Raw genomic sequence first — 19944 nt, forward strand, 5'->3', positions numbered from 1 at the left:
TCATCCCTACCGGAAGAGAAAAGACGCCGTTTATCCATCCGCAAGCAAACCGGACACCCTATCTTTGCCGGCCTAAAGTCATCTCCCCGAAAATAAGCTGATCGGAAGTACCGTTAAAAAAGCCTTAAAAGACATTTTGCTACCCTCGTGGAGCGATCTATCTACAGCTTCGCTTTGAAAATCTTCCCCGGCGACCATTTTTTTCGGAATCATAGAATAACAATGCAACGACTTCTACTCAACTCCCTGAGCATTTTAGCTATTTGCTGCCTCACCCTTCCCCTCGGCGCCCAGGGCGCCTGCGTACTTGACCAGGACGGCAATGCCGTCCAGCCGGGTACCGGAGGCCCCTGCATCAATACCGTAGTCTCTGCGGTACCCTTCCTGCGCATCAACCCCGACGCCCGGGGCGGCGCCATGGGCGATGCCGGCGTGGCCCTGTCCGGGGACGCCAACTCCCTGCACTACAACGCCAGCCGGCTGGCCTTCGCCGAAGAAGACGTAGCCCTGGGAGCGACCTACACCCCCTGGCTGCAGGCCCTGGGGCTCAACGACGTCTACCTGGCCTACCTCGGTGGATACAAGAAACTCGACGAATTTCAGGCCGTCGGCGCCAGCTTGCGCTACTTTAGCCTAGGCGACATTCAGTACACGGACGTCAACGGACAGAGCACCGGTACGGGTAAACCCAACGAATTCGAGTTTGCGCTGGCCTACACGCGTAAACTCAGCGATCGCTTCAGCGCCAGCCTTACCGGTAAGTACATCAACTCTAACCTCGCCGCCGGCCAGGAAGTGAGTGGTACGGTACTGGAAGCCGGTCAGGCTTTCGCCGCCGACCTGGGCTTCACCTACCGCAACGATGACATCCGCAACAACAGCGGCGGACGGAACTCCTTCGCCATCGGTGCCGCCATCACTAACGTAGGTTCGAAAATTACCTACACCCAGGATACCGTCCGCGACTTCCTGCCCGCCAACCTGGCCGTCGGTGCCGCCTACACCTTCCGGTTCGACGAATACAACGAATTGACGCTGACCCTGGAAACCAACAAACTCCTGGTCCCCACTCCCTGTGATGGTACCGCTAACTGCGGCCGGACCCAAAACGAAATCGACGATTTGTCACCCATCGCCGGAATTTTCACCAGTCTCTCCGATGCTCCCCAAGGTTTCGGTGAGGAACTCCGCGAGTTCACTTTCAGTGCCGGTGCAGAGTACTGGTACGACAAGCAGTTTGCGGTACGGGCCGGCTACTTCCACGAGGATCAGACCAAGGGTGGCCGCCGCTACCTCACCGCAGGACTCGGCCTGAAGTACAACATCTTCGGCCTTAACTTCAGCTACCTCGTCCCCACGAGCAACCAACGGAACCCGCTGGACAATACGCTCCGCTTCAGCCTCCTCTTCGATTTCGGAGCCCAGCCCGGAGAATAAATTAAAAATATTAACATTCTCACGCAATTTTCGCCTGCCGAAAACCGTATATTGCAGTGAACGCCGGATGCACCCGGCAATTAAGATTTTTTATAACTGGGGTTTAGTTCAGGAAAGGTGTGGCACTTGTGCCGCGCCTTTCTCTTTTGTACTATGCCCGTAGGGGCCGAAGGATACAATTGTTGCTTGTGAAATAAGGGACTGCAGTGCTACCTTGCGGAAATTGTTCGTTGGCATGTCGCTCTACTTGCATCCTTTCCCCCACCACCATCACGCACCGGATGGTCTGCAGGCTCTACCCTACACCCGCAACGGCGTCCGCCAGTTACCCGCCGGCACCTTCCTGAAAAAGGAATATCCTACCTTCAAGGAACTTTACGTTACCCGCCACTTCGGGGGCAGTTGCCGCGGCATCTGCGGGCTCCTGCCCTCCGCCGCCTTTCTCGACGGCACCGTCAAGCCCCACGAGCAAACCCTCAACAGCCGGCTGGCCCGGCAGCGCGAGCTGATCATCGGCGACGGCGGCGCCCTGGCCAAGCCCATTCTGTTGCTGGTACCCAGCCTCAAAGACTGGTGGGCGGATACCCCGGAGGCTACCGGCAATCCCGTCCGTTTCGCCGGCATCGACAACGATTACGTGCTGCAAGACTGGGCCCCGGAAGGCCCCATCCGACCGGTCCCCCTGCCGCCCGACCAGACGATTTGTATCGCCGACGGCCACCACCGGGCCGAAAGTCACGCCCGCCTGGCCTCGGGCCAGGGGCCCGAGAGCCCGTTTTACTGGTTACCCGTAGTGATCATGGGGGCCGATGAAGTCCGCGTGGATACCTTCCTGCGCATCATCGAACCGCCCGACTGGTCCCCGGCGGAACTACTCGATAAACTCCGTCCCTTCTTCTCCATCGAGCCCGTCGCACGCCCGCGTCCGCCCCAGCAAACGGGCGACTGGCTGCTGGCCTACCGGTGCGATTTTTATCACCTCTCCCGGAGGGAAGCCACCGACGATACCGATTCCGGCTGGCTGAACGCAACCGTCCTCCCGGCCGTCTTCGGCATTACGGATACCCGCAGCGACGAGCGCATCTCGTCGGTGTACCACAAAGCCTCCCCCGACGGGCCGGTACTTTTCCCGGAAGGCGTCGAAGGGAAGATCATCTTGCGGGGCTTTCCCCTGCCCGAGGCGCAGTTCTTTCGGGAGATCGCCGCCAATCGTTGCCTGCCCCCCAAAAGTACCCGGTTCGAGCCCCGCGTGCCCAGCGGGTTGCTGGTCTGGATACCGTGACCAAACGTTAAGAAAATCTTAAAATACCGGCCCGTTGTGATGCCTGCGGGAGTGGCGAGGACTAAGTCAGTAGAATATTCAGGTATGGCGAGAACGCCGGTGCCGGGCTCTTCTGGAAAAAGCCACGCACCTGCGCTTGCGCCCAAAAGAATATTCTCATTAGGTCATCTTTCAAGCTCCCCCAGTGGACGACGCGGCAAGAAGGCGGGTATATCACGAATGGCTGCGGCAGCACGCCGAGATCTTCTTTAAGGTCGGCCGCGCCTACGCCAGGACGGCCGAAGATCAGGAAGATTTGATCCAGGACATCCTGCTGCAGGTGTGGCGGTCGGTCCCCGCCTTTCGCGGCGAGGCCTCGGAAAGTACCTGGCTCTACCGCATTGCGCTCAACGTGGCCATCAAATGGCGCAAAAAGGAAAACCGTCGGCTTCGGGAAACGGAGCGGGCACCGATCCTCTTACCCGGCAGGACCTACCAACACCCCCAGTTGGAATGGTTGTACCGGGCCATCCAGGGCCTTCCCAAGATCGATCGGTCGCTGATTTTGCTTCACCTGGACGGTTTCCCCCACGCGGAGATCGGGGACATTATCGGGATGACGACAACCAACGTGGGCACCCGCCTGCACCGCATTAAACAACAACTGGCCGAAGCGGCCAGACAAACCAGGGCGCATGAACTTTGAGGACATCAGGGCTTGTTGGGCCGCAGAAAATCAACGAGAAATGTACGAGATCAACCTAAACAATCTGGAGAAAATGGTTGCCAAGAAACGGGCGGGAGCCGAACGCATCACCACCATTACCGAATCGGTCATTCTGATGGTCAACGTTCCCGTCAGCCTGCTCCTGCTGATCTCGCTCATCGTGAAGGGTCGGCAGGAAATTTTCCCGTTCGTCGTCATCGCCCTGATGTTGGGGATGGCACTCTTCGTGGCCCTTTCCCGCCGTGCCAGACTACGGGCGCAACAAAATTTCTCCAACAACCTGGAAGGCAGCCTGGCGCAGGCCATTTCGGACACCCGCTATCGGGTTCGCCTGAGCCAGCTGGGCCTGGGTTACATTTTGCTGATCGCACTGAGTTCTTTTGGTGCCTTCCTCGAAAAGGGCACCCTACCCTGGTGGAGTTACCTCCTCCTGGCCACCTTCTTCCTGCTGACCTACCTGGCCGGCCGCTGGGAACACCGCCGGTTTCACCGGTCAAAGCTGGATGAATTAGAAGCCCTGCACCGGGAGATCAACTCCTAGCACCGGCCTAAAGCTGCTCCTCCCGGTCGTACTTGACCTTACGGGTCTTACCGAAGGGAATCGCCAGCATCCGGCCGATGTTTTGGTGTTCGGCCACGTCCATGTGGGTGTCTACCCCGTAGCGAAGCTTGCGGTTGTCCACGGCGACGTAGGTACCGAAGAGTTTGTCCCAGAAGCTGAAGATGTTACCGAAGTTGGTATCCGTGTAGGGCATCCGGTAGTGGTGGTGTACCCGGTGCATGTCCGGGGTGACGAAGACGGGGCTCAGGATGGTGTTCAGCCAGCGCGGAACGGTGATGTTCGCGTGGGTGAACTGACTGAGCACCACACTCATGCTCTGATAAAGAAACACCAGCCACATGGGCGCGCCCAGCACCAGGACCCCGAGGGTGGTGAACGCGAAGCGAATGACGCTTTCTCCGGGATGGTGCCGGTTCGCGGTGGTGGTGTCCACCTCCTGATCGGTATGGTGGATGAGGTGAAACTTCCACAGGAAAGGGACGCGGTGCTCGGTCCAGTGCGCGAAATAAGCGCCCACGAGGTCCATCAGGGGCAGGCCGACGAGCGCCATGGCCCAGACGGGCAGCTCCACCCACTGGAGAAGGCCGAAGTTGTTGGCGACCGTCCAGTCGCTGGTCAGTAACAGGATGAAGGCCAGGGCAAAATTAACGACGATGGTCGTCACGGTAAAGAAAATGTTGATGCCCGCGTGCTTCCATTTCCGGTACTTGAAATTGAAGAGCGGCACGGCGCTTTCGATGATCCAGAAGAGCGCAATTCCCCCCACCAGAATGATGGCCCGGTGGCTGCTGGGGATAGTTTCAAAGTAATGCACGATCGATTCCATGCAGCAAAAATAAAAACTGCGGGCTTACTCCGGAACCCCGTATTCGCCTTGCTCACCTTATTTTCGCCCTTCAAGCCCATTTTTGCACCCCATGCTCAAGCGATTGTTCCTGAACGAAAAGGCCATGCTAACGGCCATCATCGTCAATGCGGTGGTGATCTTTACCATGTATTTCCCCCAGTACAAGGATAACAAGTGGTTGTGGTGGATTGACTGCGCCTTCATCATCTTCTTCCTCGTGGAAATGCTGGTGAAACTGGCGGTCCTGAAACCCAAGGCCTACTTCTCCAGCAACTGGAACCGTTTTGACTGTCTGATTGTCCTGGGTAGTCTGCCGGTGCTCTTTCTCGAGCACAATGAATCGATGCACGGCACCCAGCTCATCGTACTGCTACGGCTGTTCCGCCTGATTCGTCTGGTGCGCTTCCTCCGTTTCATCCCGAACATCGAACAGGTCATGACCGGCCTGGGCCGGGCGCTGAAGGCCTCCGTATTCGTCCTCGGGGCGCTGGTCTTCCTCAACTTCATGCTCGCCATGATTACCTGCAACTTCTACGCCGACATTGCTCCGGAGTACTTCGGTAATCCCCTGGTCAGTATCTATTCCATTTTCCAACTCTTTACCCTGGAGGGTTGGAACGAAATTCCCGCCGCCATCGCCAAGCGCGTCGACCCGGACACCGGCCTGCCCTTCCTCAGCGATTCCGCCATCGGCATCACCCGCTTTTACTTCGCCATCGTAGTGGTCCTGGGGGGTATCTTCGGGATGAGCCTTGCCAACGCCGTCTTCGTCGACGAGATGACGATGGACAACAACCGGGAACTCGAAAAGAAGGTCGACGACCTGACCGAGGAAATCCGCTCGCTGCGGGATATGCTGCAGAAAGGGGAGGATTTAGGTTGAAGGATTTAGGACTAAGGATTTAGCTACTCGTAGTTCCTCGCAGCACCCCAAACATCCCCGCACCTCGAAGCGTACGCAGTACCTTTGAGTGTGCTTCCGGGTCACCTATTTATACTGGCTGAATGGCACCCCCAAAAGAAATCAGCCGACTGCGTCAGGCCAATGCGCGCAGAAGTGCCCGTACACTTCCCGGTTACTCCGGTCGGAACCGGACACCAACCACTCCCCAACTACCGAAGTTGGTGCGGCTGCGGAGGAGGGCGTTATCGTCGTTGGGCTGTTCAATCCACTCTTCGTAGGCGTGATCCGTGAGGTTGTTACCCCGGAGGTAGAGGGAGACGTTTTTGATTACCTCGTAGTCCATGGCCAGGTCGAGCTGGAAGAGGGCGTTGCGGTAAATCGGCCGGCCGTCCTGGATGCGGTCCAGGACCCGGTCGCGGAAATTGGCCGCCAGCACCACGTTCAGCCGGGTGTTGGGGTTGGCGTACACCAGGCTGACGTTGGCCGACTGCCGGGGAGCCCCGGCCAGGGTGAAGGCCGTAGACAGCTGATCGCGGTCGTTCTCGTCCAGCACGTTGAAGTTGTAGGTCCCGTTCACGCTCAGGAAGCGCCACTTAGCGTCCAGAAAACCCAGATTCTGGTAGAAACCCAGTTCCACCCCAAAGAGGCGGGCCGACTCCACGTTGATGGGCTGCAGCAGCAAGAGTGGATGGGTGCCACTGCCGGAGCGGGTGGCCTCCACCAGCGTCGGCCGGTCCAGGAACTTCGCGTAAATCCCGACCTCAAACAGTCCGTCGCGGCGACCGTAGCGCTCGAAGGTGATACCGAGGTTACTACTCAGGGTGGGCAGCAGATCGGGGTTGCCAATGCTGATCATGTCCACGTCGCCCCCCCGGATACTCCGGGGCACCAGGCTGGCGTAGGCCGGACGGGCAATGGCCTCGTAGTAGCTAAAGCGAATCTGCCGGTCCTGCCGGATGCGGTAGGTCAGGTTGACGTCGGGAAAAAAGTTGTTGTAGTTCGAGTCCATAGAATCCACCGTACCCTGGAAAAAATCGGGGTTGCGGTACCCCAGGGCGGTAGACTCGTAGCGGAGGCCAACGGACGTGGTGATTTTGGACGACCAGTTGGCGACGTACATGCCATAAAAGGCCGAAATTCGTTCGTCGGCCTCGTAGGCCAGAGAATCATCGTCCAGCGGGACCGGCGAAGAGAAGTAGGGCTCCTCCGGCAGCTCAAAGTAGGTGCCGATGGGGATTTCCTCTCCGAACGTGTCAAACTGATTAAGATTAATCTGCCCGTGGGTCCGCTCTTTGATCCGCAACCGGGCGCCCGCCCGGACGAAGCTCGTCTTACTCGGGCTGACGTAGCGGGTCAGGTTCACCCCACCGACGGCCACTCTTTCGTCGAGTCGGCTATCGAAACTGGCGCGGCGATACTGCGATTGAGGACCGTCTCCGAAAGCGGTGTAGGGGGTGGCGGTCCGGAGCTGTTCCTGGCTAAGGTCATCGTTACTGAAACCGTGCCAGCTCCGGTTATGGTCAATGATGTCCTCGGAGTTGGTGGCGTAACTAAGGGTGTAATCCAGGCGGGTGCTCGGAAAATTATTTTCCACGTCCAGCGTAATGATGTCCAGTCGGCGGTCTTCCTCCCATTCGGTCACCAGGGTATTGCCCGCGAAGGTGCGGTAAGCGAAAAGCTGCCGCTGCCGGATCACCTCGTCGGTGGCGCTGTGGTTGTAACTCAGACGCAGTCGGTTGTAGATACTGGGCCGCAGTTCCACGGCTCCGACGAAGCCCGTCCTTTTGGTCAGCCGGTCCGTATCGAAGGGGGAAGTACGGTTGATATCGGTGCCTTCCGTATCGTTGGTGCCATAGCCGAAAAACTGGGTGCGGTTGCCGCGCCCCTGCCGGAAGTAGCTGCCCGCCGCCAGGGCGTAGACCTTTTCGTCGCTCAGCTCCGAGTTGAAGACACCCGCCAGTTGGGTGATGCCGGTTGCCGCATCCGGAAAGTCACTGAAGCCAAAGTTCTGGCCGAGTCCGGCCTGGGCCATCACCTCGAACTTGTCCTGGGGCTGGCGGAAAATGAAGTCCACCGTACCGCCGATGGCGTCGGCGTCGAGGTCCGTCGTCCGGGACTTGATCACCCGCACTTCCTCCACGAGGTTACTCTGAATGATGTCCAGGTTGCCCGCCCGGTCGGCTTCGGGCTGGATGACGGGTAGGCGTTGCCCGTTCATGGAAATGGCCGTGAACTGCTCGGGGAGTCCACGGACCTGCACCTGTTCCCCCACGCCATTGTTTCGGGTGATCGTTACGCCCGGCATGCGTTGCACGGTTTCGGACAGCGTCACGTCGGGATATTTGTTGAAGAGGTCGGCGTGAATGATGGTCCGGTCACTCAGGGCTGATTGCTGGTTGCGCAGGGCCTCCGTTTGCCCGTTGGCGCGCCGACCAAATACGATCACTTCTCCCGTTTCGGTAAAGACCTCCCGCATGACCACGTCGATTTCAATTTCCCGCTCCTCGGGCGTGACCCGCAGCAGGGTATCGACGTTTCCGTAGCCAATGTAGGAGAACAGGAGCCGAATTCTTCCCGGGGGAACGTCGATTTTATAGCGGCCGTCGTAATTCGTGGCGGCTCCGACCACCGAGCCCACCACGCGGACCGTAGCCCCAATCAGAGGTTCGCCCTCCTCGTTGGTGATTTGTCCGTGAATTTCTGCTTCCTGGGCGAGGACGCAGGTGCCAAGGAAGAGGGTGAAAAGCAAAATGAGCAGAGAAGAAAAACGCATATAGTACAAAGCTACGGGAGGGGGGCATTTGTTGGCTATCCCGATCACTTTTTTACGCTATTTCGGGAAATACTGCGCTTCCTTGCTTGAGCGGACGACCACCCCTGCGGGATAGTGGGCCAATAACCAGTATCTTGGGCAACCCCAAAACAGCACTCGTCCATGCAGATTGTTTTCCTTGATGCGGCTACCGTGGCCGACCTACCCGATGAACTGGCCAAGTTTTCCGCCCTCGGGGAATTCATCAGCTACGAAAACACCACCCCGGAGGAGGTCGTGCCCCGCTTGCGGGAAGCAGACGTGGCCGTGGTCAACAAAGTGGTGCTGCGGGAAGCGGAGCTGGCCCAACTGCCCCAGTTGAAGCTGATCTGCGTGGCCGCCACAGGCATGAACAACATCAGCCTGTCGGCCGCGGCCAACCGCGGCATTCCCGTACGTAACGTCAGCGGATACAGCACCGAGGCCGTGGCGCAGCTGACCCTGACGATGCTGTTTACCATGTCCATGGACCTGATTCACCTCAACGAAGCGGTCTACGACGGCACCTATTCCCGCCATCACTCCTTCGCCTACTGGCGGCAACCCTTCTACGAGTTGAAGGGCGCCCAGTACGGCATCATCGGGATGGGCAGCATCGGGCGACGGGTGGCCGAACTGGCCACCGCCTACGGCGCCCAGGTGGTGTACTACTCCTCCTCCGGCCGGAACCACGACCAGCCCTACCCCCAGATGTCGCTGGAGGAGTTGTTGCGGACCAGCGCGGTGGTCTCCGTCCACTGTCCGCTCAACGAGCGGACGGAGAACCTCATCGACTACGCGGCCCTGGAAAAAATGCAGGACTGGGCCTACCTCATCAACGTGGCCCGGGGAGGGGTCGTCAAGGAGGCGGACCTCGTCCGGGCCCTCAACGAGGGCCAGATTGCCGGGGCGGCCGTGGACGTCTTCTCCCGGGAGCCCATCCCCGAAAACCATCCCTACTTCAACGTCCGGGAACGCCACCGCCTGTTGCTCACGCCGCACATGGGCTGGGCCAGCGTGGAGGCGCGCATGGAATTGCTCGCGGGGGTGCGGGCCAACATTGAGAAGGGTTGGACTTAGGGAGGTGGAGGTTCCCAGGAATAGGAGGAAGAGCGATTTTGGGTCCTCAGCAGGCGGCGGCCGAGTAGGGCTTAGGCATGGATAAGGTCTTAACGGCTTTGCCGATAATCATTGATGATCCGGTAGCGCCGGATTCATCCGGCAGGTTCGGGGGGCAGCGGCTGAAGCCATCGCTAACGGAGTGGCTTGGTTCGGCTACTGCGGGCAATGGGTGTGGTCGCCTTTCGGACTGGCCCGGCCAAGTGAGGCTTAGGCGGAAATAAGGTGTAAACGGCTTTGCCGATAATCATCGATGATCCGGTAGCGCCGGATTCATCCGGCAGGTTCGGGGGCAACGGCTGAAGCCGTCGCTACCGGAGTGGCTTGGTTCAGCTACTGCGGGCAATGGATGTGGTCGCCTTTCGGACTGGCCCGGCCAAGTGAGGCTTAGACGGAAATAAGGTGTAAACGGCTTTGCCGATAATCATCGATGATCCGGTAGCGCCGGATTCATCCGGCAGGTTCGGGGGCAACGGCTGAAGCCGTCGCTAACGGAGTGGCTTGGTTCGGCTACTGCGGGCAATGGGTGTGGTCGCCTTCCGGGCTGGCCCGGCCAGATGGACCGGAAGATGCAACACCAGGGAATGCACGTGAACTCGCCCAACGGGGCGTGACGCAGGAACTAACTCGTCGGCCGAGGGGGGCTTGGCATCCGCCGAGAAAAAATTACCTTTACCACACTGCTTTACCCGCTCACTCTGCACCTGCGTTTATGCGCCTCTTCCTTCGCTTTCTCCCCTGCTTTTTCTTTCTGCTCCCGGGCTTCCTATGCGCCCAGGTGGATACGACCCTCACGGACGGACTGGACGTGCAGGAAACCATCATCGAGGACGTCATCGCCGGGGAGGGGGACGAAAGCGACGAGTTCACCTTCAACGCCGCCTTTGCGGTGCTGGAAACCTACCGGCGTCGGCCGCTGGACCTCAACAAGGCGACCTACGACGAGCTGGCCGAAACGCTGCTGTTCACCCCCGTGCAGATCAACCAGCTGCTGGATTACCGGGAGCGGCTGGGCAAGTTCATCAGTATCTACGAACTTCAGACCATCCCCAGCCTGGACCTGGAGGCCATCCGCCGGGCGGTGCCCTTCGTGCAGATTGACGGCACCCTGGACGACGCCACCACCCCCCTGACCCGCATGATCGCCGAGGGCAACCGGGAACTGTTTGTCCGTTGGGACCGCCGGCTGGAAAGCGCCCGCGGATACGAACTGGGACCGGAGGAGGCCACCAATTTTTACCTCGGCAGTCCGGACCGGCTCTACGTGAAGTTCCGCCAGCGCTACGGCAACCAGATGAGCTTCGGGGTCGTGGCCGAAAAGGACCCCGGGGAGACCTTTTTCGGGGAGAATAACGGCACCCGCAATCGTGGCTTCGATTACTACAGCGCCCATTTCTTCCTCCGCAACGTCAACCGCACGGTGAAGGCCGTGGCCATCGGCGACTACAGCGTCAGCCTGGGGCAGGGGCTCATCCTGTACACTGGTTTCGGCTACGGAAAGAGCAGCCAGACCACCACCGTGGTGCGCGGCGGACCGGTCATTCGTCCCTACGCCAGCGTGAACGAATTCAGCTTCATGCGCGGCGGTGCCGCGACCCTGGCGCTGGGCGAAAAGACGGAGCTCACCCTCTTCGGGAGCCGCCGCGGGCGGACGGCCAATATCGTGCAACCCACCGACACCCTGGACATTGACGCCGACCTGCTCGCCGTGTCCTCCCTCAACTTCACCGGCTTCAACCGGACGCCCAACGAGCTGGAGGACCGCAACTCGATCCAGCAGACCAGCTACGGCGGTAACCTGCGCTTTCAGCCTAACAGTCGCCTGCAGCTCAACCTCAACTTCCTCGGGGAGAACCTGAGCCAGCCCCTCCAGCCCCGCGACCAGCCCTATAACCGCTTTTTCTTCCGGGGCACGGACCTGCAAAACCTCAGCATCGACTACCGCTACCGAATTCGCAATTTCAGTTTCTTCGGGGAAGTGGCCGCCAGCGACAACGGGGGCATCGCCCAGCTCCACGGCGCCCTCGTCGGCCTGGATCGTTTCATGGACCTTGCCGTGGTCTACCGGAAGTTTGACCCCGATTACCAGGCGCTGCTGGCCCGTCCCTTCGCCGAAACCGCCGGGGGCAGAAACGAGGAGGGCCTCTACCTCGGCCTCGAAGCCCGGCCGGGAAAAAACTGGCGTATCAATGCCTACTACGACATCTTCCGTCACCCCTTCCTGCGCTTCAACATCGACGCGCCGAGCTCCGGTCGGGAATACCGGCTGCGGGTCACCTACTGGGAGAAACGCAAACTGGAAACCTACGTGGAAATCCGTTCGGAAACCAAGGGCTTCGGCACCGACGGCGACGAAACCATCTTCACCAACCTGGACCCCGTCGTGGACCGGACGCGTTTCCAGGGGCGACTCCACTTCGCCTACAAGATCAATCCCTTCCTGGAGTGGCGTAGCCGCCTGGACGCCGGCTTCACCGAAGACGAACTCAACGGCCGGGAGCGTGGCCTGATGCTCTACCAGGACCTCCACTACCGTCCACGCGGACCGTGGAGCTTCAGCGCCCGGGTGGCCCTGATCGACACGGACGGTTTCAACGTCCGGTTCTACCAGTACGAAAACGGCCTGCTGTACAACGCCCGCGTACTGCCCTACTACAACCGCGGAACGCGCAGCTTCCTGGTCCTCCGCTACAAGGGTATCCGCGGCCTGACGCTCGAGGGCCGCATCGCCCAGACGACCTACACCGACGGTAACCTCTTCGGTACGGGCCTGGAGGCCACCGACCAGAGCCGGCGCACGGAAGTGGGCGCGCAGGCGGTGTGGCGGTTTTAGGGTTGCTGGTTGGGGTGTTGCTGGTTGCTGGGTAAATACGCAAGAGGAGAGGATGATACTTTTTCAAATTCCTGCCTAGATGAAAAAATTGAGAAAAAAAGAGCTTGAGTCTATCCTCAATAATTCAAAAGTAGATACCCAGTGGACCGATCGTATCAACTTTGATGAACGTTTCACCAAATACACTATTTATAGAAGTACCGCTGGAGAGTTCATTGAAGTTAATCAAATCACGGGGAAAGGAGCTATTGTGGCGGAGGAGCACTTGATTGCTTCCAATGATTTTCGAAGAAAAATATCCCATAACCTAAAGCGAGGTATCCAATCTTCTCACGATCAGTGGAAGTTTTATCACAGTATTGAGGATGATTTTTCACTTTTAGTAAAAAACGCTGTCCCTTCGCTCTCGTCAATCACTAGGATTCCTTCTAAAAAATTAACCTTCAGCCTTGCGAGTTTTAAAGAGATCGATGAAACACTAGACCCTGATCTTTTTTGGGATGACGCACGCTTAAAGGAGATTTATGACCCTTTGATGGGCTACATTGGTGAATATATGCGGTTAAAGTCATCAGGTACCTGGATCAAAAAAGAAGCTATCCCCTGCATTTTAACTCCCGGAAACCAGTTGCTCATGCCCCACAATATCATCTTTTCCATCACAGCTACTCCAGGAGTAGGATCTCTACACAGAGAGACTAAAAGGGCAACTTACTCACTTCGATACGAAAAGCCAAGGTAGCTGTCGTCTCAGCAAATTGGAAAGTGAAACTGATGGTCCTTACAAATGAAATTGATAAACAGCACCCGTTGGCATTATGACCTCTACCGTGATTCGCCAAGGAGCTAAAGTAGTCCAATGGGAAATTAAAGACTGCAATACAACCATTTCCAATAGAATATCACTTTCGTTCATACCGTTTTGAATTTGATCTTCAGCGTAGCCAATATGCTAGAGGAAGAGGAGTTGGTAGCAGGTTTAGCGATGAGTCGTAAGTCTGGTACCGAGGCAACAGCGGTCTTGCGACTGGCTTCCAAGAGTTTGTTGCGGTCTACGACGACGATCTCTGCCCCGGTATCGGGATCTTTGATGCGTTTGAGGTTGACTTTGGTCACGCGGGGATCGCTCATGGAAAATCCCGGTTGGACCTGCTCAACCGTACCGAGGTCCACTTTACGTTGGGCTTTGCGGGAGGCTGTCTTTTTAGTTACGGGAGGTTCTTCCTGGCGAGGAATCAAATTGGATAGCTCTAGCTTGGTTTCTAGTTCACCTTCGGTAACGTGAATCCGGGCGAGGGCAGACTGATTGATCATAGTCCGTAGGACTTCCGTTTTACGCTCGTAGACGAGGTCAGTGATGATGGCGCGGATGGCGGCTTCTCCTTCAGCGTTTATCCTTTCTCCCCCCGGGAGGTTGACCGGCTCGGGTAAGCCGGCCAACCGATCGCTCTCTTCGTTGGAGAGGACCATGCCACGGGATAAAAGACTGCCGAAGCGAGACCGAATTTCCTCGTCCACCTCTTCTTCTTTAACCAAGCCACTGATTGGCTCGTCGGCATCGAGGCTTTCGGTCAGACGGAGGTAGCGCTCGATTTGATACTGCTGAGAAGAAAGGATGGCTTCGAAGGACTCTTCGATCAGTTTGGCGGTGAATTCGGCGAAGCCCAGGCTGACTTTTTCGTATTCCATGGCTTAACCGTTGAGGGGCGCGTAGTCGGACTTGAAGCGGATCAGGCACCGTCCAAAAATGTTGACGGAGGTCCCGCTGGAGTCTCGCTGGTAGGATTTGGCGGTGTTGACGGTAACGCGGCGGGTGACGTTTTTGCGTTTGTTCTTTTTGTAGAACCAGATGGGTAGCCCCCGGCCGAAACGCTCCTTTTCTTTGGTTTTTACTTTGTTCTTGAGCGAAGAACTGGTCGAGCTACCGCTGCTGGAGTTATTCCAGGTAGAGAAAGTAATGCGGGTCTCGATCTCTCCTTCGGTGACGACGAGGCGCATCATGCCCTGCTTGATGACACTCTGCAGAATACCGTACTTGTTGGAGGTGATCAGGCTGGCGATCGCGGACTGGATAGCCTGATAGGTGGGGATTTTATCAGCGATGGTATCTGCTCCATCAAGGACTGCCTGGTTGTAGTCCTGAATGGCCTGAAGACCATTGACCTTGTTGGGGTCTTCGATCTTATCGACGAGGTTATTTATTGCCGGTGCCAGGGAGGTGATTAGTGCGCCCCACCAGGAACCCGGAGTGGAGTTTCCGTTTACATCGGGATCCGCTGTTCCGCTAGCTTCATCTTTATCAATATCGGGCTTAGTGGCGGTTGGACTCTCTAGTTGCTTAAGCAGGTTTTCGAGCGTGTCGGTCGGGGGTTCTGGTAATTCATAGGCGAGGACGAAGTCCGTCACGTCCGAAAAGGACACCCCGTCTTTGGTGTTGTTGATATAGACGGAGAGGTCCTGTGAGGTCCGCTGAACGAGGTCGGCGTATTCTTCTACCTGAAGCATGTGGGATTCGACGAGGGCGTCGAAGACCTCGGTGACGAGGCCGACGGTGAAGTCTTTGAAGGGAATGTCACCGAAACGGGAGGCGACGTCAATGGCGTTTTGGCTCATGACTGATGGGATTGATGAATGGTTTAGGCGACGAAGCTTGTCGCTGTTTGGTTTTTTATTTATAGAATGTGGTTATTTATCCGGCGCGGCCGCAGGTGCGGTGCGAGGGGCTAGTGAGCGAACAAGGTCTTTGTTAGCGGTATCCTTCGGGTCGGGTAGTAGTTAGTTGCTTAATGGAGTACTCTACTACGTCGATAAGGAGTCGGCCAACGCAGTCAGTAGGATCGGTTGAGGCGATTACATCCGTGCCGCTGTTGCAGATGTAGAGGCAAGCCTGTTTGATTTTATTCCTGCTTTGATCAACGATGGTCTGTATGGCCTCGTCGGGTAAGAGGATTGTATTGTTGTACTCTTTTTGAGATAGGGCAGTATTTGGACGGGACGGAATGCCAATGGCCCTTTTTTGACTTCGCGCGCTGGCTGGATCGGGGAAGGGCTTGTTAATTATGGCAATGATGCAGGCGTAGGTACAAGGAGCACAAGTCTCCTGGACGCTCGTCCATTTACCTTCTTTGCTTGCGCAGACGGCGACTGGCCGGATATCATCATTAAGTTGTACCAAAATCAGGCTCTTTGCCAACTGTCGCCCTGGCTGGCGGAGAACCTCGGGACGCTGAGCAGCTAGCGTAAGCGTCATTGCGACTAGCAAAATGGTGAGGAGAATCGATTTCATGGAGTATTGTTTTATCCAGGCGGGCAGCAGGCAGGTTGCTACCCGCCCAGGGGAGAAATGATGGGCGGTCGCTTACCGGCTGCTGGAAGTAGGAAGGAGAGGCTTACGAAAAGTCTTTTGTCCGGTATTTACTTCGAGAGTGGGGACGGCGTTACGAGCGTTCGTACTGACCTGTACGCGGAAACGGAACTTGGCTTCGCGGCAACGGTCGGGTAGACCCCACCTGGCACCTTTAGGAAAAGCGTTTACGGTGATTTCGTACCACTGATTTACGCTGAGGTTCTGAGGGAAAAAAGCTGGCTGATTTATCCCAGGGCTTACCTTGACGATGGCTCCGCCCAGTGGCGTTGGTGCTGCACTTCCGTTCACCTGCTGCAACAGGTAGTGATATTCAATGCGTTGAAGGGTCGGATGGAGTGCCTTTTGGTACTGAAAAAAGCTTTGCATCGCCTGGTTGAAGAAGGTAGTCGGAGTATACTCCATCCGGTAGGGGGCGGAGATGCTGCCGGTACTCTGGTAAGTGAATAACTCGGCAAGTAGGGTGTTGGAAATCGGCGCGCAACAGGGGGCGATGTCATAGTCCGGGCACTTTAGCGGGAAGTTGTTCAGGCCGGCAAACTGGGTGGGAAGCTTAATGCCGTTCTCGGAGAAGTTTCCGGTCGCTACGATGTTAACGGTTTGGTGCCCCGCCTGTAGTAGTGCGTTATACTCGTCGAAAGTCAGCGAAAAGCAAGCTTGTCCGTTGCCGCCGTTGCTCAGAGAGCTCTGCTTACTGAGTAGTACCTGGCCGGTGGTGCTTTTGACGCTTAACTGGACCGAGGTCCTGATGTTAGCGGGTGCGGAGTAACTGAAGCACCAATCACCGGTTCCGCATTCTCCGGAAGCCTTTTCGTTGAGGCTGATCTTTGGGAAGTTGGGCAGCTGGCATCCACCGCACAGATTATCGAGGTAGGTGTAGGCAAAGTGGGCACCCCAAGCACAGTCTTCGTTGATAAATTCGATAGAAACCCGCTGCCCGATCAGGCTTGACAGGTCGATGGTAGCACATTGCCACTGACTGTACATAATTGGCTGGTGACTACGATCGGGGCTCGTATAGGTAGAGAAAAACGAGCTAGAATTGGGTACGACGAAGTCCTGGCCGTTTGGCCCCATACTGACGAGGTTGGGAATGTACCGACCGGTTACCCGATTGTAAACCCGAACGCGGAAGGTCGGCCTGAAGGGATCCGCGTGATCAGCTCCGGGGTCTTCTAGCACTACGGCGTAATCAAAGGTGTAGTACGCATTATCGGCAGTGACATTGATCGTTTTGGTGATCATTTCCGTACCAGATCCATCTGCGCTATTGCCGAGGCGAAGCGCAAAGTTTCCACCGGAACCAGGTGGCACTACCGGGATCGGAACGCCGAGGTGGTCGGGTGCAGCTGCACTGACGATCGTGTGATGAGCGGTGGACTGGAGGCCGTTGCCTCCGGAGATGGCGCACTGAACTCCCGTGTAGCTCAGTGAGGAGGATTCTTTTTTTCCATACATGCCGGTGATGAATGAGGCGTTTAGTGTACCGGATTCGAAGTCACCGTTTGTACAGCCAGTTGGATCTGGTAGAGGAGGGCAAAGCGTTGCACTTTTTACCGGAGGCGCATTTTTTAGTTGCTGACGGAGCAGTAGGTTCTTTTTTGTAAGTTGTGGATCTCCAGGCACCTGGGCTTGCAGCAGCGGCGAGCCGCCCAAAAAGATCAGTCCTGACAAAAGGAGGAGGGGCCACCGCAGGCAGGCGGAGGTGAATTGGAACGAGAATTTCATGATGAAGCTTTGTGGGTGGAGGGTTTAGTTCTGGCGGCGGTTGTTGGGGAAGAGTTTCGTTTTACCGTTTCCGAGCGGCCGGCGGCTGATTTCCCGACCGGCATCGCTGAGGACGAGGATGGGAGCGACCTGGCGGGCGTTCGGAGAGACAAGGATGGAAAAATCGATTAGGCTGGTATCGTCAATGCACCGACCAATGTCGCAACCTTTGGGCTCGAAGTAGGTGTAGACGTGCATCCGGTACGGCGTATTGACCTTAACGGGGAGGTTGAAAACGTGGGGATTGTTATGCATATGAGGATTGCCCTTATCAACGAATATCCACTGCCTGCTTTCTTCGTTAGTAGAAAGGTTCGTCAGGGTCCACATGGTAACGAAGCGGTTGGCGCAGGGAGAAATACTACTGATGTAATTAATATAAGCCCTTAGGATGTTGGCGAATTCGCCCGAGACATCTACGGTAAGCCGGTAATCTGCGCTGATGGAACCGGTGGGTTCCAGGAAGAGCGCTTCGCGGTTGCGGGCGGTGGTGGTGGGGAGGCAGCAGCCGGTGCGCTCTGCCGGCGGAGTCGGTCGTGCTAACTCACCCGGCCTCGTGGCCTGGGGGAGGGGTTGAGAACGAACCGTTCCGGGAATTTTGCCTGGTCGCGTTTGCGCGCTGAGCATCGCTGTAAACAGCAGCAGGCAGGCGTACACGCTCAGGCGGATTAAGTATAAATACCTTGGGTAGAGCATCTTCCGTGGGTTGTGAACCACGGTTGGGCAGAGGAGCTTGGGCGCGGTTCCGGTGAGGGGATGATGCAAAGTTCCGGGTAGGGGGCAGGATGAGAAATAGCACTTTAGTAGGAGAAATAGGGTGGGGCCGCTTAAATACGTTTGTTTAAACCTGGTTTTTCAGGGGTGCGGTGTGTTCTCTACCACTAAAGTGCTATGTTAGTGCGAGGATGTGGGGCTGATCTTTGTACCGGAACAACTACCGGAGAATGGGCTTCATTAGCGGATTTACGCTCATCGGTGATATCGAATAACCTAAAACACATTTATTATGAGTATTGAAAAACAACGGGGATTTTTTGGGCGGTTAATTGACACAATTTTCATAAAGCAGAAAAGGGAGGATATTGTACTTGGTCCTGAGGTAGAAGTTGATCCTGACGTGCATGGTAGGCCGGATGATACATCGGATACTACCGCAATAGTTGAAGACTATACTGGCTTTTTTGTCAAAGGATTCGGCAATATACTTAGTAATTTATTTGCTTATCCATCGGTAGATTCTACAATGCAGGGTAGAAAAGACCCGACGACTGAAGCTTTACTGGCTCCAAAGAAGATTCCACTATGGGAGGCAAAGATTGAAGACCAAATTACTGTACCTTCAATTGTACTGCGCTATGACGGAAATAACCCGATTTATCTGCAAAAGGATGACTTCACGGACATCCAAAGAATAGGCTTTAAAGTCTGGTTTGAGCCATCCGAGCAGCATACCATCAATCGAGTGATTATTACGCAGGTTATCTCATTCAATAAAGACGTAGAGTATGAAATTCCACTGGGTAATTCAAATAATACTTACATCCGGTCAGAAGTCCAGTTAATAAGTGAGTTCAATGTCGACGGAAGTGCCTTCGATAAAGACAATCCAGGGGCGTATGGAACTGATTGGGTGTGTTTTAGTCCGGCTGGTTATACGACTGTAAAAGGCAAGCAGTTTCCGGGGGATACCGAAGAAGAATTGATGAATAGGCTTCGGAAAATCGATCCTAGTTTACTTGATGATTCTAATGTTTTCATGCAGTTTGACGAAAATGACCAAGTCTATCGAGAGATTTATGCCAAACTAATTGATCTGCCAATACCTGGTGAGGGTCGTACCCGATTGCAATACTGGAAATCAGGAAAACGGTCCTTTGATTTTGCCTTTTTCTCTGAATTCAACTTCTCGTTGTTACACGGTAAGATGTCAATGATTAATCAACGTCATCCGCTAATTGCACAAATCGGTCGGGTAGCTGACGTTGTTTTTACAGGTGCGAAAATTTGTCTTGGTCAAACGGCAGGAGGGTTGGCACAAGTTGAACGAATTGGCCTAAATGACGGTGTGCGTCCCGGACCGGAAGCGTATGACTTTACACTAAAGGCAGAGGTAGTTTACCGTGAAGGCATTAATCCGTATCAAAACGCAACGCAGAATAGCGAGAATTCAGGACCATTCTACAGATTTGACACCAATCAGGCCCAGGATGATGAGCCTTCGGATCCAACACATATGTCGGAGTCAACCGTGTATCAAACGGAACTCCCCCTTCTCGTACTAGCTCATCCATGCCCGGAGGTATGGGAAATGCGTGATGGACGACCATGATTA

General features: G+C 56.1%; 16 protein-coding genes. 9 read left to right on the plus strand and 7 right to left on the minus strand.

Annotation, left to right across the window (positions count from 1 at the left end; all coding sequences use genetic code 11):
* Positions 1–222: 222 nt before the first annotated feature.
* The 4 genes from porV to E1J53_RS21090 all read left to right on the plus strand — a co-directional run bounded on the left by porV (position 223) and on the right by E1J53_RS21090 (position 3966).
* Positions 223–1437: a type IX secretion system outer membrane channel protein PorV gene (gene porV, locus E1J53_RS21075; RefSeq protein WP_134274393.1), complete on the plus strand. Its 1215-nt coding sequence runs from the start codon at positions 223–225 to the stop codon at positions 1435–1437.
* A gap of 235 nt (positions 1438–1672) precedes the next feature.
* On the plus strand, positions 1673–2719 hold the full coding sequence (locus E1J53_RS21080; RefSeq protein WP_134274392.1) for a DUF1015 family protein: 1047 nt from the start codon (positions 1673–1675) through the stop codon (positions 2717–2719).
* Between the two features lie 184 nt (positions 2720–2903).
* Positions 2904–3404: an RNA polymerase sigma factor gene (locus E1J53_RS21085; protein WP_368671767.1), complete on the plus strand. Its 501-nt coding sequence runs from the start codon at positions 2904–2906 to the stop codon at positions 3402–3404.
* Positions 3394–3966, plus strand: coding sequence for a hypothetical protein (locus tag E1J53_RS21090; protein ID WP_134274390.1), 573 nt, complete (start codon positions 3394–3396; stop codon positions 3964–3966). Before E1J53_RS21085 ends, E1J53_RS21090 begins: the two co-directional genes overlap by 11 nt.
* A gap of 7 nt (positions 3967–3973) precedes the next feature.
* On the opposite strand, the gene E1J53_RS21095 is transcribed toward E1J53_RS21090, so the two are convergent.
* Positions 3974–4813 carry a sterol desaturase family protein gene (locus E1J53_RS21095; protein WP_134274389.1) on the minus strand — a complete coding sequence of 280 codons (840 nt, stop codon included), beginning with the start codon at positions 4811–4813 and terminating at the stop codon, positions 3974–3976.
* A 91-nt stretch (positions 4814–4904) separates the two neighbouring features.
* Between E1J53_RS21095 and E1J53_RS21100 the strand changes: the two genes are divergently transcribed.
* Entirely contained in the window at positions 4905–5717 is an 813-nt protein-coding gene (locus E1J53_RS21100) for an ion transporter (RefSeq protein WP_253932215.1), read from the plus strand.
* 193 nt (positions 5718–5910) lie between these two features.
* Here the strand turns inward: E1J53_RS21100 and E1J53_RS21105 are convergent, their stop codons facing one another.
* Complete coding sequence (locus E1J53_RS21105) at positions 5911–8511, minus strand: TonB-dependent receptor (RefSeq protein ID WP_134274388.1); 2601 nt, start codon at positions 8509–8511, stop codon at positions 5911–5913.
* 162 nt (positions 8512–8673) lie between these two features.
* Here E1J53_RS21105 and E1J53_RS21110 point away from each other — a divergent pair, with 162 nt between their 5' ends.
* The 3 genes from E1J53_RS21110 (at position 8674) to E1J53_RS21120 (ending at position 13223) form a co-directional block, all read left to right on the plus strand.
* Positions 8674–9609, plus strand: coding sequence for an NAD(P)-dependent oxidoreductase (locus tag E1J53_RS21110; protein ID WP_134274387.1), 936 nt, complete (start codon positions 8674–8676; stop codon positions 9607–9609).
* A 751-nt stretch (positions 9610–10360) separates the two neighbouring features.
* On the plus strand, positions 10361–12481 hold the full coding sequence (locus tag E1J53_RS21115; protein ID WP_134274386.1) for a helix-hairpin-helix domain-containing protein: 2121 nt from the start codon (positions 10361–10363) through the stop codon (positions 12479–12481).
* Between the two features lie 79 nt (positions 12482–12560).
* Positions 12561–13223, plus strand: a complete 663-nt coding sequence (locus E1J53_RS21120; RefSeq protein WP_134274385.1) for a hypothetical protein — start codon at positions 12561–12563, stop codon at positions 13221–13223.
* A gap of 170 nt (positions 13224–13393) precedes the next feature.
* Here the strand turns inward: E1J53_RS21120 and E1J53_RS21125 are convergent, their stop codons facing one another.
* The 5 genes from E1J53_RS21125 to E1J53_RS21145 form a co-directional block, all read right to left on the minus strand.
* On the minus strand, positions 13394–14170 hold the full coding sequence (locus E1J53_RS21125; protein WP_134274384.1) for a hypothetical protein: 777 nt from the start codon (positions 14168–14170) through the stop codon (positions 13394–13396).
* Positions 14171–14173: 3 nt separating this feature from the next.
* Positions 14174–15094 carry a hypothetical protein gene (locus tag E1J53_RS21130; protein WP_134274383.1) on the minus strand — a complete coding sequence of 307 codons (921 nt, stop codon included), beginning with the start codon at positions 15092–15094 and terminating at the stop codon, positions 14174–14176.
* A 133-nt stretch (positions 15095–15227) separates the two neighbouring features.
* Positions 15228–15767, minus strand: a complete 540-nt coding sequence (locus E1J53_RS21135) for a hypothetical protein (RefSeq protein ID WP_134274382.1) — start codon at positions 15765–15767, stop codon at positions 15228–15230.
* A gap of 72 nt (positions 15768–15839) precedes the next feature.
* Positions 15840–17303: a hypothetical protein gene (locus E1J53_RS21140; protein WP_134274381.1), complete on the minus strand. Its 1464-nt coding sequence runs from the start codon at positions 17301–17303 to the stop codon at positions 15840–15842.
* Between the two features lie 294 nt (positions 17304–17597).
* Positions 17598–18308 (minus strand): hypothetical protein, encoded by a 711-nt coding sequence (locus E1J53_RS21145; RefSeq protein WP_134274380.1) that lies wholly within the window; start codon positions 18306–18308, stop codon positions 17598–17600.
* 310 nt (positions 18309–18618) lie between these two features.
* On the opposite strand from E1J53_RS21145, the gene E1J53_RS21150 reads away from it, so the two are divergent.
* Positions 18619–19941, plus strand: coding sequence for a hypothetical protein (locus E1J53_RS21150; protein WP_134274379.1), 1323 nt, complete (start codon positions 18619–18621; stop codon positions 19939–19941).
* Positions 19942–19944: the final 3 nt, after the last annotated feature.

It is taken from the genome of Lewinella sp. W8 (assembly GCF_004375085.3).
GTDB lineage: Bacteria > Bacteroidota > Bacteroidia > Chitinophagales > Saprospiraceae > Neolewinella.

Bases quoted from the DNA above. Each gene is read 5' to 3' on its own strand.
- E1J53_RS21130 (WP_134274383.1), bottom strand. From the start codon at position 15,094: ATGAGCCAAAACGCCATTGACGTCGCCTCCCGTTTCGGTGACATTCCC.
- E1J53_RS21150 (WP_134274379.1), top strand. From the start codon at position 18,619: ATGAGTATTGAAAAACAACGGGGATTTTTTGGGCGGTTAATTGACACA.
- E1J53_RS21145 (WP_134274380.1), bottom strand. From the start codon at position 18,308: ATGCTCTACCCAAGGTATTTATACTTAATCCGCCTGAGCGTGTACGCC.
- E1J53_RS21095 (WP_134274389.1), bottom strand. From the start codon at position 4,813: ATGGAATCGATCGTGCATTACTTTGAAACTATCCCCAGCAGCCACCGG.
- E1J53_RS21140 (WP_134274381.1), bottom strand. From the start codon at position 17,303: ATGTATGGAAAAAAAGAATCCTCCTCACTGAGCTACACGGGAGTTCAG.
- E1J53_RS21115 (WP_134274386.1), top strand. From the start codon at position 10,361: ATGCGCCTCTTCCTTCGCTTTCTCCCCTGCTTTTTCTTTCTGCTCCCG.
- E1J53_RS21110 (WP_134274387.1), top strand. From the start codon at position 8,674: ATGCAGATTGTTTTCCTTGATGCGGCTACCGTGGCCGACCTACCCGAT.
- E1J53_RS21135 (WP_134274382.1), bottom strand. From the start codon at position 15,767: ATGAAATCGATTCTCCTCACCATTTTGCTAGTCGCAATGACGCTTACG.
- E1J53_RS21080 (WP_134274392.1), top strand. From the start codon at position 1,673: ATGTCGCTCTACTTGCATCCTTTCCCCCACCACCATCACGCACCGGAT.
- porV (WP_134274393.1), top strand. From the start codon at position 223: ATGCAACGACTTCTACTCAACTCCCTGAGCATTTTAGCTATTTGCTGC.
- E1J53_RS21125 (WP_134274384.1), bottom strand. From the start codon at position 14,170: ATGGAATACGAAAAAGTCAGCCTGGGCTTCGCCGAATTCACCGCCAAA.
- E1J53_RS21090 (WP_134274390.1), top strand. From the start codon at position 3,394: ATGAACTTTGAGGACATCAGGGCTTGTTGGGCCGCAGAAAATCAACGA.
- E1J53_RS21100 (WP_253932215.1), top strand. From the start codon at position 4,905: ATGCTCAAGCGATTGTTCCTGAACGAAAAGGCCATGCTAACGGCCATC.
- E1J53_RS21105 (WP_134274388.1), bottom strand. From the start codon at position 8,511: ATGCGTTTTTCTTCTCTGCTCATTTTGCTTTTCACCCTCTTCCTTGGC.
- E1J53_RS21120 (WP_134274385.1), top strand. From the start codon at position 12,561: ATGAAAAAATTGAGAAAAAAAGAGCTTGAGTCTATCCTCAATAATTCA.